Origin of the sequence: Amphritea japonica ATCC BAA-1530 (assembly GCF_016592435.1) — a bacterium.
Taxonomy (GTDB): domain Bacteria; phylum Pseudomonadota; class Gammaproteobacteria; order Pseudomonadales; family Balneatricaceae; genus Amphritea; species Amphritea japonica.
The window spans coordinates 1,025,598-1,039,144 of record NZ_AP014545.1 but is presented as its reverse complement, the minus strand read 5'-3'; the positions used below and the strand labels follow the sequence as shown (position 1 = coordinate 1,039,144).

Below are 13,547 nucleotides of genomic sequence, written 5' to 3'. Positions count from 1 at the left end.
AACCCGTTTAACACTGGCAGATTAATTCGGTAGTCTTAATCTGCCTGGCGCCGTAAAAATGTCGGTATATCCAGATAGGTTTCTGCATCCCCTTTCTCATCACTATGAGACCGCTGAGATACGGATAGTTCCCGCTGCTGGAGTCTATTTTTTTCAGCACTGATATAATCAGCTTTACGGCGTGTAACCGCAGGCAATTCAAGCTTATCCAGGTCGAGTTCCCCGTCAGGTTTACGCGTATTACTCACGACCTTAACAGTACCCTGCTCCGGTGTATTTTTCTGTAACCCGGTCGCGACCACAGTAACCTTAATATCGTCTACCATCTCCGGATCGATAACCGTACCGACAACAACCGTTGCATTATCTGAAGCAAACTCTTCAATCACCTGACCTACATCACTGAACTCGCCCAGCCCAAGGTCCAGGCCCGCCGTGATATTAACCAGAATACCGCGAGCCCCCATCAGATCGACATCTTCCAGCAATGGACTGCGCACGGCAGCTTCGGCAGCTTCCATCGCACGATTTTCACCCCGAGCGGAACCCGTACCCATCATTGAGGTACCCATTTCTGACATCACCGTACGTACATCGGCGAAATCGACGTTGATCATACCCGGACGAATGATCAGGTCAGAAATACCCTGTACTGCACCCTTCAGCACATCATTGGCTTCATTAAACGCCTTCATCAGAGTGCAGCTTTTACCCAGCACCTGCAGAAGTTTCTCGTTTGGCACGATGATCAGCGAATCAACATGTTCAGATAACTGCTTGATGCCCTCTTCGGCAATCAGCATCCGTTTACGGCCTTCAAATGGGAAAGGTTTGGTTACTACTGCAACGGTAAGAATCCCCAGTTCCTTTGCAACTTCAGCCACGATTGGCGCAGCACCTGTTCCCGTTCCTCCGCCCATGCCTGCAGTGATGAAAACCATATCCGCACCATTAAGCATTTCAACAATCTGATCCCGGTCTTCCAGTGCCGCCTGACGGCCAATATCAGGATTAGCGCCTGCACCCAATCCCTTAGTAATCTCCCCTCCCATTTGCAATACATTGCGGGAGTCCATGTGATTCAGTGCCTGTGCATCCGTATTAGCACAGAGGAACTCAACCCCTCCAACTTCAGATGAAACCATGTGCTGCACAGCGTTACCGCCACCACCGCCAACGCCGATCACCTTGATGACCGCGTTCTGCGCCATATCATTAACTAATTCAAACATGTCCCTTCCTCCAGGTTCAGTGCCCAACCCGCACCTGTTGTATTGCGTTGCAATTCATTTGTTGCCTGTCACATCCTGTGAACAAATCCGTCACAGGGCCCGCAGACCCAACTATCTTTTTCGTTAAAAGTTACCCTGAAACCAGGATTTCATCCGGTTCAGAACACTTGGACGTTCGACGCTGCTTTCTACTTCAACCGCTTCGCCCAAATGTTGATTATCCTGTTTGGCATACTGCAACAGACCTATGCCGGTTGCATAAATCGGGCTACAGAGAATATCCCCCATGCCCCGCACCCCTTTTGGTAGGGCCAATCGTACCGGCATGTGAAAGATCTCTTCCGCCAGTTCTACCGCGCCTTCCATCTTCGCGGTTCCTCCGGTGAGTACGATGCCCGCTGCCGCTAAATCTTCAAAACCACTACGACGTAATTCTGCCTGAACCAAAGTAAACAACTCGTCATATCGAGGTTCTACCACTTCAGCAAGCGCCTGCCGGGACAGATCTCTGGCCGGGCGATCACCGACGCTGGGCACCTTAATAGTATCTTCAGGGCTGGCCAGCTGGGCTAACGCACAGGCATACTTAATTTTGATATCTTCAGCATGCAATGTAGGGGTACGCAACGCCATAGCAATATCATTGGTCACCTGATCACCAGCAATAGGAATCACCGCCGTATGGCGAATCGCGCCACCGGTGAAAATGGCAATATCGGTGGTACCACCACCCATATCGACCATGCACACACCTAACTCTTTCTCATCTTCCGTCAGTACCGAGTAACTAGATGCTAATTGTTCCAGTACCGAATTATCCACCGCCAGGCCACAACGCTGTACGCACTTTTCAATATTCTGTACCGCATTTACCGCACCGGTTACCAGATGCACCTTAGCTTCAAGCCGGACACCTGACATACCCAGCGGTTCACGTATACCTTCCTGATTATCGATCACATATTCCTGCGGCAATATGTGAAGAATTTTTTGATCTGCCGGAATAGCTACTGCCCGGGCGGCATCTATCACCCGTTCCAGGTCGTGTTCCATGACTTCGCCTTCACGTACAGCGACGATGCCGTGAGAGTTCATACTGTTGATATGGCTGCCGGCAACACCCACAGTGACCGAATGAATTTTACAGCCAGCCATCAACTCAGCCTCTTCCACAGCCCGCTGGATCGAGTGCACTGTAGATTCTATATTAACCACTACACCCCGCTTTAATCCTCGCGATTCATGAGAGCCAATACCAACGATATCGATCGTACCGTCCAGACCTACTTCACCCACCAGACAAACCACTTTAGAAGTGCCTATATCCAGTGCTACGATCATATTATTTCCAGGCTTCATCGCCATATTCACAGTATCAACCTTTCTGTTGTTCTTCGGTGGTCACCTGAGGGCGCCACTTCACGGCAATGCCGTTGTTATAACGAATATCAATCTGTTCAATCCGACCCGCATCTGCTTCAGGCTGTAAACGCTGCTGATAGATTTTCAAAAAGCGCTCGAGCCTCGCAACGACCTGATCCCTGCCTACAACAACACGAATATCGTTATCCAGAATCAGCGTCCACGCCCCCCTGGCCTCGAGCTTTAATTCCATTAATTGCAGCCCCGCGTTTCTCAGCATCTGGTTGAGATCGTGATACTCCGACATCATCATCGCAGTATTTCCCGAAGGGCCTGTCAGCAATGGAAGAGAGCTATATCTCGATAATTGCTCCGGCCAAAAGATATCACCTTCATGATTCAATAAGCCATCTCGTCCCCAGCGAGCCACGGGGACCTCCTCTGCTACCTGCAGATAAAGAGCCGCCGGCCAACGTCGGGTTACACCTATCTGATAAACCCATGGGTTAGCCTGAATCCCCTCCTTTACTGCTTCAAGGTCCGCACTCAGCAATCCGCCATTCATCAAAGCGACTGAGCTGACCGCCAGCTGTTGACGGTCTAAATGCCGCGTCTGACCTTCAAACACAACTTTTTCCACTGGCCTATCCAGCCAGTTGTACATTACGCTGTAGCTGTAATCCGCTAACGCAATAAACACCGCCAGCGAGGTAAGGATTGTCGCCGGCTTAAGCCACCAGTCACCATCAATCCCTTTCCATTTTTGAAGCCAGACGAACGTATCACTCTCTGAATCAGTTTTTTGTTCCGCTGCGGTGCCTTTTTCTGCTCGCTTATATACCGTCGCCGAAGCTCCCCGCTGGGGTTGTTCCGGTTCAGATCGTTCAGACGCAAGCAGTTTTTTCAGCATAGGTCAGAGACTCCCCCGTAAAATTGTCACAACCAATTCCTCAAAGCTTTTCCCTGCCTGCTTTGCCGCCATCGGCACCAGGCTATGATCGGTCATACCAGGAAGGGTATTCACTTCCAGCAACTGAAATCCACGCTGCTCATCCAGCATTACATCGACCCGTCCCCAACCACGGCAACCGATCATTTCAAAAGCCTGTTCAGCCAAACGTTTAAGCTCAGCGTCCTGCTCAGAAGTCAAACCGTGATCAAAATGGTACTGGGTATCGTTCGCCTGATACTTAGCGTCAAAATCGTAAAACTCATGGGGTGTTTCCAAGCGGATAACAGGTAAAGCCACGCCGTCCAGGACAGCAATAGTAAACTCAGGTCCATTAATCCAGCTTTCGACTAACACCGCCCGGTCAAACTGTTGCGCCTCAGTAATCGCCTGAGCTAATTCGGCAGCATCATCAACTTTGCTCATCCCGATACTGGAGCCTTCGTGTGCCGGCTTAACAATCATCGGAAAACCAAGCGTAGCGGCCAACTGATCAAGATCTGCTGCTTCATTCGGAACAGCGTAAACCGGTGTAGGAAAACCAGCGGCAGCCCAAATCTGTTTACACTTCACTTTATCCATTCCCAGCGCTGAGGCCATCACGCCACTACCGGTATAAGGCTTACCCATAATTTCCAGAACACCCTGGATTGTGCCATCTTCTCCGCCACGGCCATGAAGAATCAAAAAAGCCCGGTCAAAATCTGCTTGCTGTAACTGCTGAAGCGGATCTGCTCCATCACCACAAAGATCGAGACCAAAGGCCTCTACATTGGCAGCCTGCAATCCTCTCAGGACTTCGGCCCCACTTTTCAGGGAAATACTGCGCTCAGCTGAGGAACCACCAAACAGGACTGCTACCCGGCCAAACCGGCTGCGCTCCTGATCCGTTATTTTATAAACATTCATCATTCGGCCTCAGATTCCGCAGTCAGATCAAGCTTAGACAGCTCATGTGCCAGGGCTGTAATATTGCCAGCCCCCTGTGTCAGCACTAAATCACCTGGCTTCAGCAAGTTTTTCAGTACCCCAGGAACCTCATCAACTGATTCAACAAACACCGGGTCCACACTACCGCGCTGACGAATACTGCGACACAGACTACGACTATCAGCACCCGCTATCGGCGATTCTCCTGCGGCATAAACCTCCATCAACAGCAAGACATCCGCCTCAGAGAGTACCTGAACAAAATCTTCATACAGATCACGGGTACGGGTATAACGATGCGGTTGATTAATCATGACCAAACGTTTATCCGGCCAGCCTTCTTTTACCGCACGAATAGTTGCCTGAACTTCTGTTGGATGATGACCATAATCGTCCACCAGCATCGCAACCCCACCCTCTACAGGAATGTCACCTAATACCTGGAAGCGTCGACCCACACCCTCAAACTTCTTCAGAGCGGCGCAAATAGCCAGGTCATCAATGCCTTCATCAGTCGCTACCGCAATTGTCGCAAGGGCATTCAGCACGTTATGTCTGCCAGGCATATTCACCGTCACCAACAGGTCTGCTCGACCATCAGGACGTTTAACAGTAAAACTGGTTTCCATGCCTTTCTGAACAATATTCACTGCGCGATAGTCAGCATCCTCATTTACACCATAGGTCACCATCGGGCGGCCAACCTGTGGAATAATCTCCTTAATAACAGGGTCATCGGTACAAAGCACAGCCAGGCCATAGAACGGTAAATTATGCAGAAAATCAACGAAAGTCTGCTTCAATTTGCCAAAGTCACCGCCGTAGGTATCCATATGATCGGCATCAATATTGGTAACGATTGCGACCATAGGCTGTAGATGAAGGAACGATGCATCGCTCTCATCCGCTTCGGCAACCAGATAACGACTACTACCCAGCTTGGCATTAGTTCCAGCGCTGTTTAGTCGGCCGCCAATTACATAAGTAGGGTCAAATTTTGCTTCAGCCATAACCGAAGCCAATAAACTAGTGGTCGTCGTCTTACCATGCGTTCCGGCAACTGCGATACCATGACGATATCGCATTAATTCAGCCAGCATCTCAGCCCGGCGTACGATCGGTATACGCCGTTCCCGGGCAGCACTCACCTCAGGATTCTCATTATTAACCGCTGTAGAAGTCACCACTACATTAGCGGCCGTCACATTATCAGAAGAGTGACCGATAAAAATTTCCGCGCCCATCTTCTGTAGACGATCAGTGGTTGCAGAGGTTCTGATATCTGAACCTGAAATTTGATACCCCTGGTTCAGCAGTACTTCAGCAATACCGCACATTCCAACACCACCAATCCCGACAAAGTGTATTCGGCGGATTCGGCGCATCTCTGGCACGTCATAAATTGCAGTCGTATTTTCAGTCACTATTTCATTACCTCCAGACAGATATCAGCAACACGTCGGCTTGCCTCTGGCTGTCCTAACTGACGGGCTTTTATCGCCATATCAAGAAGTACCTGCCGGTTATTCAACTGCTCTGTCAAAATATTTGTCAGACGATCCTGATCAAGCTCTTTTTGTTGAATCAGGATCGCGGCACCGGCTTCAGCCAGATAGCGAGCGTTGCCTGTCTGATGATCATCTACCGCAAAGGGGAAAGGCACTAACACAGAAGCCACCCCGGCTATGCTTAATTCACTTACCGTCAAAGCACCTGACCGGCATAGCACAAGGTCAGCCCAACCATAAGCCTCATCCATTCTTTCTATAAATGGTACAACACGAAGATTGGCATTCCCCTCAAGCCCTGCATTCCGATAGCAGGTCTGGGTTTCAGCCAAGTTTCGTTTACCTACCTGATGCAGCACTTCCAACTGGGTACCCTCAGGCAGTCCTGCTAACACAACGGGCAACAACTCATTGATCGCTTTTGCCCCAAGACTACCTCCGACAACCAACAGTCGAAGCGCACCCTGACGATCAGTAAACCGTTGCTCTGGCGCGGGCAAATCAAGAATATCCCCGCGTACAGGATTACCGACAACTGTCGTTTCAACTTTACCCTTGAATGCGCCACCAAAAGCTTCAAGTACACGCCGCGCCATACGCGACAGGATTCTATTGGTCATCCCTGCATACGCATTCTGTTCATGAACCACAACAGGCACACCGGTTAACCAAGCAGCCAGCCCGCCAGGCCCCGAAGCAAAGCCTCCCATTCCCAATACCGCATCAGGCTTAATCCGACGCAGCACTTGAAACGCCTGGTACAAAGCATGTACCAGCTTAAAGGGTGCCAGTAGCAGGCTTAACTTGCCCTTACCACGCAGGCCCTTCACATCAATGCAGTGCAATTTAATATCCGCTGCTGGAACCACATCAGCTTCAATACCTGAAGCAGTACCTAACCACTCCACGTTGACACCCTGCTGGCGTAAACAATCCGCTGTCGCCAAGGCTGGAAATACATGGCCACCCGTACCACCAGCCATAACCAGAACGGTAGTTCCAGACATCAAAGAGGCACTACTCATCTGAGTCTCCCGTACGACGCTTTCTTTTTTTATTCGGTTTGACCGGCGTATTCACCGCCTCACTTTGCATTCGCTTTAACTCGTAATCCACGCGCATCACAATCGCCAGCATGACACAGCTGACCACCAAACTACTGCCACCATAACTCACCAGAGGCAGGGTTAGCCCCTTCGTTGGCAGTGCACCTACATTTACACCAATATTAATCAACGCCTGGCCCGCTAGCATGATGGCAAAACCGTAAGAGATATAAGCCATGAAAAACTGTTGTAGCTTCTCCGCTCTTCGGCCGATTCTGAACATACGCACAGCCAACAGACCAAACAAACCAACAACGAACAGCGCAAACACTAACCCCATCTCTTCAGCCAACACTGAGAAAACAAAATCCGTATGCGCTTCAGGCAGGTAGAACAGCTTCTGCACACTATTTCCCAAGCCGGTGCCAAACCAGTCTCCACGACCAAAAGCAATCTGCGCTTGCGCCAACTGATAACCTGAACCAAAAGGATCAGCCCAGGGGTCCAGGAAAGTCTTCAACCGCACCACCCGGTAAGGCTGGAGTATCGCCAGAGAAGGAATAACTACTGCACAGCCGACGACAATCATAGCGAACTGACTAAACTTCATACCGCCCAGAAAAATCATGCCCATAATACTGCCAAGCAGTACAACAGCAGCACCAAAATCTGGCTCTAATATCAACAAAAATAGAAAAAAGGCCAAAGGCAATGCAGGCTTAGCAATACCTTTCCAACTACTCCGTACCTCGGTCAGACGACGAACCAAATAACCCGCCAGATAAATAACCATGGCAAACTTTGCTACCTCGGACGCTTGCAGGTTGATTGGGCCCAAAGAGATCCAACGGACTGAACCATTAATCTCCCGCCCGACTATCAACACCAATATCAGTAACAAAAAACCAATCAGCAACAACCAGGGGCCGCTACGCTGCCAGAAGCTAATGGGAATTTTCAACACAACAATAGCGGCGGCCAATCCAATCAAAATAAAAATACCGTGGCGAATCATGTAAAAAAATGGATTACTGTTACGCACAGCGGCCACCTCAATTGAGGCAGAACTAATCATCACAAAGCCGATTAAAATCAGGCAAATGGTTGCCGCCAGAAACCAGGGATCAAACGGTAAAAGTCGTTTATTCTCCATCACTGGAACAGCGACAACGGTGCTCATAGCTCCGCCACAGATTCAATAAATGCATCACCCCGGGCCGGAAAGCCACTGAACATATCAAAGCTGGCACAAGCCGGTGACAACAGTACGATATCGCCGGGTTTCGCCAAGCTCATTGCACGCTTAACTGCCGACTGCATCGAATCGGCATAAAGCCCATCCAGGCAGTTCACTGCCTGATCAATCTGTATACCGTCCTCGCCTATTAAGACCAGCGCCCTGCCACTGTTTTGCATCGGCTGATTCAGATCGCTGAAATCTGCGCCTTTACCCACACCGCCAGCAATCAATACGATCCGACTGTCTGCAGACAAAGTGGAAGCCAGACCATTTATGGCGGCCACCGTAGCACCGACATTGGTCCCCTTACTGTCATTAAAAAATGCTACGTCATACTTATCAGCTACCCACTGACAGCGATGCTTTAAACCAGCAAACCCTTTCAAGGTTTCCAGCATCGAGTCCAATGGAATATTTACCGCTTCACCCAGCGCCAGGGCAGAAAGCGCATTAACGAGGTTATGCTGTCCCCTAACCTTAAGTTCATTAACTGGTAGTAGTAGCTCATTTCCTTTGGCCAGATAGGTTATCCCCTGCTTTTCCAACAAACCAAACTGGTTCAAATCGGGGCGAGCCTGCCCAAAGCTAGTAACTTTCACGCCGGTACTGACCAGTGGTGACGTCAGCGGGTCATCCCGGTTAATCACAACCCGGCCAGCACCTTTGAAAATTCGGTGCTTGGCCTGATAATAAAGCTGCAGACTGTTGTTATATCTATCAAGGTGATCAGGGCTGACATTCAATACCGTGGCAACCGTCGCTCGCAAGTCATTTACTGTCTCAAGCTGAAAACTCGACAGTTCCAGCACATAAAGCTGCTGCTCACCGGCACTCAACATATCCAGTACGGGCGTCCCCAGGTTGCCGCCAATACCGGTATCAATACCGGCATCCAACGCCATTTGCCCCACCAGTGTCGTGACGGTACTTTTAGCATTAGAACCTGAGATAGCGACAATCGGCGCAGACACTGCCTGACAAAACAGATCAATATCACCACTCAGCTTAACGCCCGCAGTAACGGCTGCTTGTATCGCGGGTTGATCTTTCGCCACGCCGGGACTCAATAAAATCTCAGTAGCCTGACATAACAATGTTTCGTTTAACTCGCCACAATGTAGCTCAGCATTCGGGAATTCTGTTTGAATCTGTTCCAGATTAGGCGGCACTTTACGCGTATCGACCAATATAAACGGCAGATTCCTGCTCGCCAGGTAGCGGGCACAGGAAAGCCCCGTCTGACCCAGACCGATAATGATACGCAGTTGATCTGTCGCTATCAGGCTCACAAAAGCTCCATTAACGTATTTTAAGTGTCGCTAATCCGATCAGAACCAGCACTACAGTAATAATCCAGAACCGAACAATAACGCGGGGCTCTGGCCAGCCCTTCAATTCAAAATGGTGATGCAACGGCGCCATTCTGAAAATTCGACGGCCGGTCAACTTGAATGATGCTACTTGCAGAATCACCGAAACGGTTTCAATCACAAACACGCCACCCATAATCATCAGCACAAATTCCTGACGAACAATCACAGCAATAACGCCCAGCGCAGCGCCTAGCGCCAGCGCGCCAACATCCCCCATAAAGACTTGCGCGGGATACGCGTTAAACCAAAGAAAGCCAAGGCCGGCTCCAACAATCGAACCACAGATGATAATTAACTCACCTGAACCCGCTATATAAGGAATATGCAGATATTCAGCAAAGTTGACGTTACCCCCTAGATAAGCAAAAACACCCAGCGCACCCGCTACCAGTACCGTTGGCAAAATAGCCAGACCGTCCAGACCGTCCGTCAGGTTAACCGCATTGGAGGTTCCAACAATGACAAAGTAAGTAAAGACAATGAAGAAAAGCCCCATTTCCAGGGCTACGTCTTTAAAAATGGGGAGAATCAATTGAGTCTCAGCCGGTGATTGAGCTGTAACATAGAGAACTATCGCAGCTCCCAGCCCTCCCACTGATTGCCAGAAATACTTCCAGCGCGCAGGAAGACCCCGGCTACTCTTTTCAATCACCATTCGGTAATCATCAACCCAGCCAACAGCACCAAAAATAAAGGTCACTCCAAGGACTATCCAGGTATAACGATTTGTCAGGTCGGCCCAAAGCAGACTACTGATCATGATAGCCAGAATAATTAACGCGCCGCCCATGGTTGGCGTGCCCGCTTTACTGAAGTGAGACTCTGGTCCGTCGTTACGAACAGTCTGTTTAATCTGCTTACTTTTCAGCTTACGAATCAGCGCAGGCCCCAACATCAGGGAGATTGCCAATGCTGTTAGCACACCCAGAATTCCGCGCAGAGTCAGATAACTGAATACAGCGAAAAAACTGCTATATTCAGTCAACCATTCGGCCAAAAGCAATAACATCAGTGATCACTCCCATCATTAGAATCGGCAACTACAACTTTCGTTTTCATAAGCTCTGTCACAATTTGATCCATTCCTGCACTTCGAGACCCTTTCACCAACAGATTTCGTTTATGTTTAGGCAACTGACTAAGCATACTCATCACTGCACTTTTATTCGTACAATGCTCAGACTGCTTTCCACCAGCAGCACTATAGCCTTTCACCGTTTCGGCACTCATTACGCCACAGCCATAGAGAGCATCAACCCCTTTAACTGCGGCATATTTCCCCACATCTCTATGTTGCAGCTCTGCGCCTTCGCCCAGTTCGCCCATATCACCCAGTACCAACACCGACTCACCCTGCAACTCAATCAAAGTATCAATCGCAGCTTTCACCGCATCGGGATTAGCGTTATAGCTATCATCAATCAGCAGTGTTTGTTCATCTAACTCTGTCGGACGCATTCGACCCTTCGCACCCTGGCAATGCCCAACACCTTCAGCCGCAACTTGTGGATCACACCCATCGGCCAGTACTGCCGTTATTGCGGCTAAAGCGTTTGCCACATTGTGCCGCCCCATCAATCCAAGACTGACAGGGTACTGAACCCCCTCATAATTCAAGTTAAAGGCGTAACAGCCATTATCCTGCAAACTGAGTTCACTGGCGTAAACAGAAGCCTGTGGATTCACTAATGAAAAGGTCATTACTGGCTGTTGCTGCAGCATCCCCAACCACACCGGGGCATGGGGATCATCCAGATTAATAATGGCCGTGCCTTTATCAGAAAGCCCTTCAAAAATCTCGGCCTTTGCCTGCACTACCCCTTTCAGAGAACCAAACCCTTCCAGGTGCGCACCCATGGCATTATTTAAAATAGCTATATCCGGTTGAGCCAGGTGCGTACTGTAAGCAATCTCATGCGCACCGCTCGCGCCCATCTCAATCACAGCAAACCGGTCACCTTCTGACAACCGAAGTAAAGTCAGCGGCACTCCGATGTCATTATTCAAATTTCCCTGGGTCGCTAATGTCTGGCCACGGAGTTGGTTAATCGACGCTAACATCTCCTTTACCGTAGTCTTGCCGCTACTACCGGTGACAGCAAACAACACACCTTCAAATCGACTGCGGTTAAACGCAGCAATATTACCCAACGCCATGCGAGTATTGGTAACAACTAACTGGGGTACATCGACATCAACTTCACGCTCAACGACTACCGCAACAGCACCATCCATAACCGCCTGAGAAGCGAAATCATGGGCATCGAAATTTTCTCCACGTAACGCAATAAACAGATCTCCCGCGTTAATGTTACGAGTATCCGTACTCACATTTTTCACTTCACAGCTTCCGCCTATTAAGCGGGCGGATAAAGCCGGGGCAAGCTCACTCAGGTTAAACGGACCATTCATTGTACGGCCCCCTTCTCCCCAGACTTCCCAATGGATAAGTCCAGCGCTTTGCGGGCAACCGCCAGATCATCAAACGGCATTTTCACCCCTTGTATATCCTGATAATTCTCATGCCCTTTTCCAGCAATCAGTAAAATGTCTTGCGATTTCAATTCAGTAATCGCTTTCTCAATCGCATTTGCACGATCGGCCTCTTTCACCACCTGATCTGCATCTTTAAAACCACTCATAATCATCGCGATAATCTGCTGCGGATCTTCAGTACGCGGATTATCACTAGTCACCACTACACGATCCGCCAGTTTCTCAGCCACCACTGCCATCTGGGTGCGTTTTCCGGTATCACGATCGCCTCCACAACCAAACACACACCAAAGCTGCCCCTGACAATGAGTCCTAAGCGCTTCCAGCGCTTTTTCCAATGCATCTGGTGTATGGGCATAATCAACAACAACCAAAGGTTGTGATAGAGATACCCGTTGCATACGCCCTGGAACGGCTGTTAATTGTCGTAACGCCGTATCAATTTGGCCAATGGAGCAGCCCAACCGTTCAGCTATAGCAATCGTCAGCAATAGATTACTCAGATTGAATCGGCCGATAAGACCCGCTTCCATCTCAAAGGTTCCCTGCTGCGTCATTATTTGAGCACGAATGCCTGTTGCAGAAAGCGTTACGTCTGTCGCCCTGACATCCACCCCTTCAGACTCACCAAAACTAATGCGCTGCTGCCCATCCTGTAAAGCAAGAATCCGGCTACCATAAGCATCATCAGCATTAACAGCCTGGTGATCGATATCCATGTCACAGAAAAGACGCGCCTTTGCCGCGCCATAGCTTTCCATATCACCATGATAATCCAGGTGATCACGGGACAGATTGGTAAAAGCTGCCGCATCAAAATGAACACCAGATACCCGCTGCTGATCTAGCGCATGACTGGATACTTCCATCACCACGACACTAGCCCCCTGATGCTTTAATTCAGCTAACATTTTATGCAAATGAATAGCATCCGGCGTTGTATGGGTGGCGATGTTTAACTGGCCCAACAGGCCATTACCCACAGTACCGACTAAACCACAGGTTTCTCCGCAGAATTCCAATACCTGGGCAATATAATGAGCACATGAGGTTTTACCGTTAGTACCGGTAACACCCACCACACGCATATTAAGGGAAGGCTCCCCGTAGAAACGTGAAGCAACCCCGCCGATTAAAGCGGCCACATCTGGCACACCAATCAGCGGGATGGTCACGTTAATAGAGTCCGCTGCAGCCAGCGCTACGTCATCAACAATCGCAGCAACTGCCCCTTCTGCTGCAGCGGAGCAAACAAAATCGATTCCTTTATGGCTTACACCATCACGGGCGAAAAACAAATCTCCCGGTTTTACTTTTCGGCTATCCTGACAGATCCCGGAGACCTTCATTCCAGCCAGATCACTTTGGGCTAGCTGGGGTAGCAGCTCAGCCAGAGTAAAACAGCTCACGT

At 49.6% G+C, this 13,547-nt stretch carries 11 protein-coding genes; all 11 read right to left on the bottom strand.

Annotation, left to right across the window (positions count from 1 at the left end; all coding sequences use genetic code 11):
- Nucleotides 1-35: 35 nt before the first annotated feature.
- The 11 genes from ftsZ to AMJAP_RS04715 all read right to left on the bottom strand — a co-directional run bounded on the left by ftsZ (nt 36) and on the right by AMJAP_RS04715 (nt 13,545).
- Nucleotides 36-1,232: a cell division protein FtsZ gene (gene ftsZ, locus AMJAP_RS04765; protein ID WP_019621929.1), complete on the bottom strand. Its 1,197-nt coding sequence runs from the start codon at nt 1,230-1,232 to the stop codon at nt 36-38.
- A gap of 123 nt (nt 1,233-1,355) precedes the next feature.
- Nucleotides 1,356-2,597, bottom strand: coding sequence for a cell division protein FtsA (gene ftsA, locus AMJAP_RS04760; RefSeq protein WP_019621928.1), 1,242 nt, complete (start codon nt 2,595-2,597; stop codon nt 1,356-1,358).
- 10 nt (nt 2,598-2,607) lie between these two features.
- Complete coding sequence (locus AMJAP_RS04755) at nt 2,608-3,504, bottom strand: cell division protein FtsQ/DivIB (RefSeq protein ID WP_019621927.1); 897 nt, start codon at nt 3,502-3,504, stop codon at nt 2,608-2,610.
- 3 nt (nt 3,505-3,507) lie between these two features.
- A complete protein-coding gene (locus tag AMJAP_RS04750; protein ID WP_019621926.1) occupies nt 3,508-4,452 on the bottom strand; it encodes a D-alanine--D-alanine ligase in 945 nt (314 codons plus the stop codon).
- On the bottom strand, nt 4,452-5,858 hold the full coding sequence (gene murC / locus AMJAP_RS04745) for a UDP-N-acetylmuramate--L-alanine ligase (RefSeq protein ID WP_156815216.1): 1,407 nt from the start codon (nt 5,856-5,858) through the stop codon (nt 4,452-4,454). The genes AMJAP_RS04750 and murC overlap by 1 nt, the downstream gene beginning before the upstream one ends.
- A 38-nt stretch (nt 5,859-5,896) precedes the next feature.
- Nucleotides 5,897-7,006 carry an undecaprenyldiphospho-muramoylpentapeptide beta-N-acetylglucosaminyltransferase gene (murG, locus tag AMJAP_RS04740; RefSeq protein WP_019621924.1) on the bottom strand — a complete coding sequence of 370 codons (1,110 nt, stop codon included), beginning with the start codon at nt 7,004-7,006 and terminating at the stop codon, nt 5,897-5,899.
- Nucleotides 6,999-8,207, bottom strand: a complete 1,209-nt coding sequence (gene ftsW / locus AMJAP_RS04735) for a putative lipid II flippase FtsW (RefSeq protein WP_019621923.1) — start codon at nt 8,205-8,207, stop codon at nt 6,999-7,001. Before ftsW ends, murG begins: the two co-directional genes overlap by 8 nt.
- A complete protein-coding gene (gene murD, locus AMJAP_RS04730; RefSeq protein ID WP_019621922.1) occupies nt 8,204-9,556 on the bottom strand; it encodes a UDP-N-acetylmuramoyl-L-alanine--D-glutamate ligase in 1,353 nt (450 codons plus the stop codon). Before murD ends, ftsW begins: the two co-directional genes overlap by 4 nt.
- 10 nt (nt 9,557-9,566) lie before the next feature.
- Nucleotides 9,567-10,649, bottom strand: coding sequence for a phospho-N-acetylmuramoyl-pentapeptide-transferase (gene mraY / locus AMJAP_RS04725; protein WP_019621921.1), 1,083 nt, complete (start codon nt 10,647-10,649; stop codon nt 9,567-9,569).
- A complete protein-coding gene (locus AMJAP_RS04720; protein ID WP_019621920.1) occupies nt 10,649-12,052 on the bottom strand; it encodes a UDP-N-acetylmuramoyl-tripeptide--D-alanyl-D-alanine ligase in 1,404 nt (467 codons plus the stop codon). The genes mraY and AMJAP_RS04720 overlap by 1 nt, the downstream gene beginning before the upstream one ends.
- Complete coding sequence (locus AMJAP_RS04715; protein ID WP_236588744.1) at nt 12,049-13,545, bottom strand: UDP-N-acetylmuramoyl-L-alanyl-D-glutamate--2,6-diaminopimelate ligase; 1,497 nt, start codon at nt 13,543-13,545, stop codon at nt 12,049-12,051. Before AMJAP_RS04715 ends, AMJAP_RS04720 begins: the two co-directional genes overlap by 4 nt.
- Between the last annotated feature and the right edge of the window lie 2 nt (nt 13,546-13,547).

Bases quoted from the DNA above. Each gene is read 5' to 3' on its own strand.
- ftsZ (WP_019621929.1), bottom strand. From the start codon at position 1,232: ATGTTTGAATTAGTTAATGATATGGCGCAGAACGCGGTCATCAAGGTG.
- ftsA (WP_019621928.1), bottom strand. From the start codon at position 2,597: ATGGCGATGAAGCCTGGAAATAATATGATCGTAGCACTGGATATAGGC.
- AMJAP_RS04755 (WP_019621927.1), bottom strand. From the start codon at position 3,504: ATGCTGAAAAAACTGCTTGCGTCTGAACGATCTGAACCGGAACAACCC.
- AMJAP_RS04750 (WP_019621926.1), bottom strand. From the start codon at position 4,452: ATGAATGTTTATAAAATAACGGATCAGGAGCGCAGCCGGTTTGGCCGG.
- murC (WP_156815216.1), bottom strand. From the start codon at position 5,858: ATGCGCCGAATCCGCCGAATACACTTTGTCGGGATTGGTGGTGTTGGA.
- murG (WP_019621924.1), bottom strand. From the start codon at position 7,006: ATGAGTAGTGCCTCTTTGATGTCTGGAACTACCGTTCTGGTTATGGCT.
- ftsW (WP_019621923.1), bottom strand. From the start codon at position 8,207: ATGAGCACCGTTGTCGCTGTTCCAGTGATGGAGAATAAACGACTTTTA.
- mraY (WP_019621921.1), bottom strand. From the start codon at position 10,649: ATGTTATTGCTTTTGGCCGAATGGTTGACTGAATATAGCAGTTTTTTC.
- AMJAP_RS04720 (WP_019621920.1), bottom strand. From the start codon at position 12,052: ATGAATGGTCCGTTTAACCTGAGTGAGCTTGCCCCGGCTTTATCCGCC.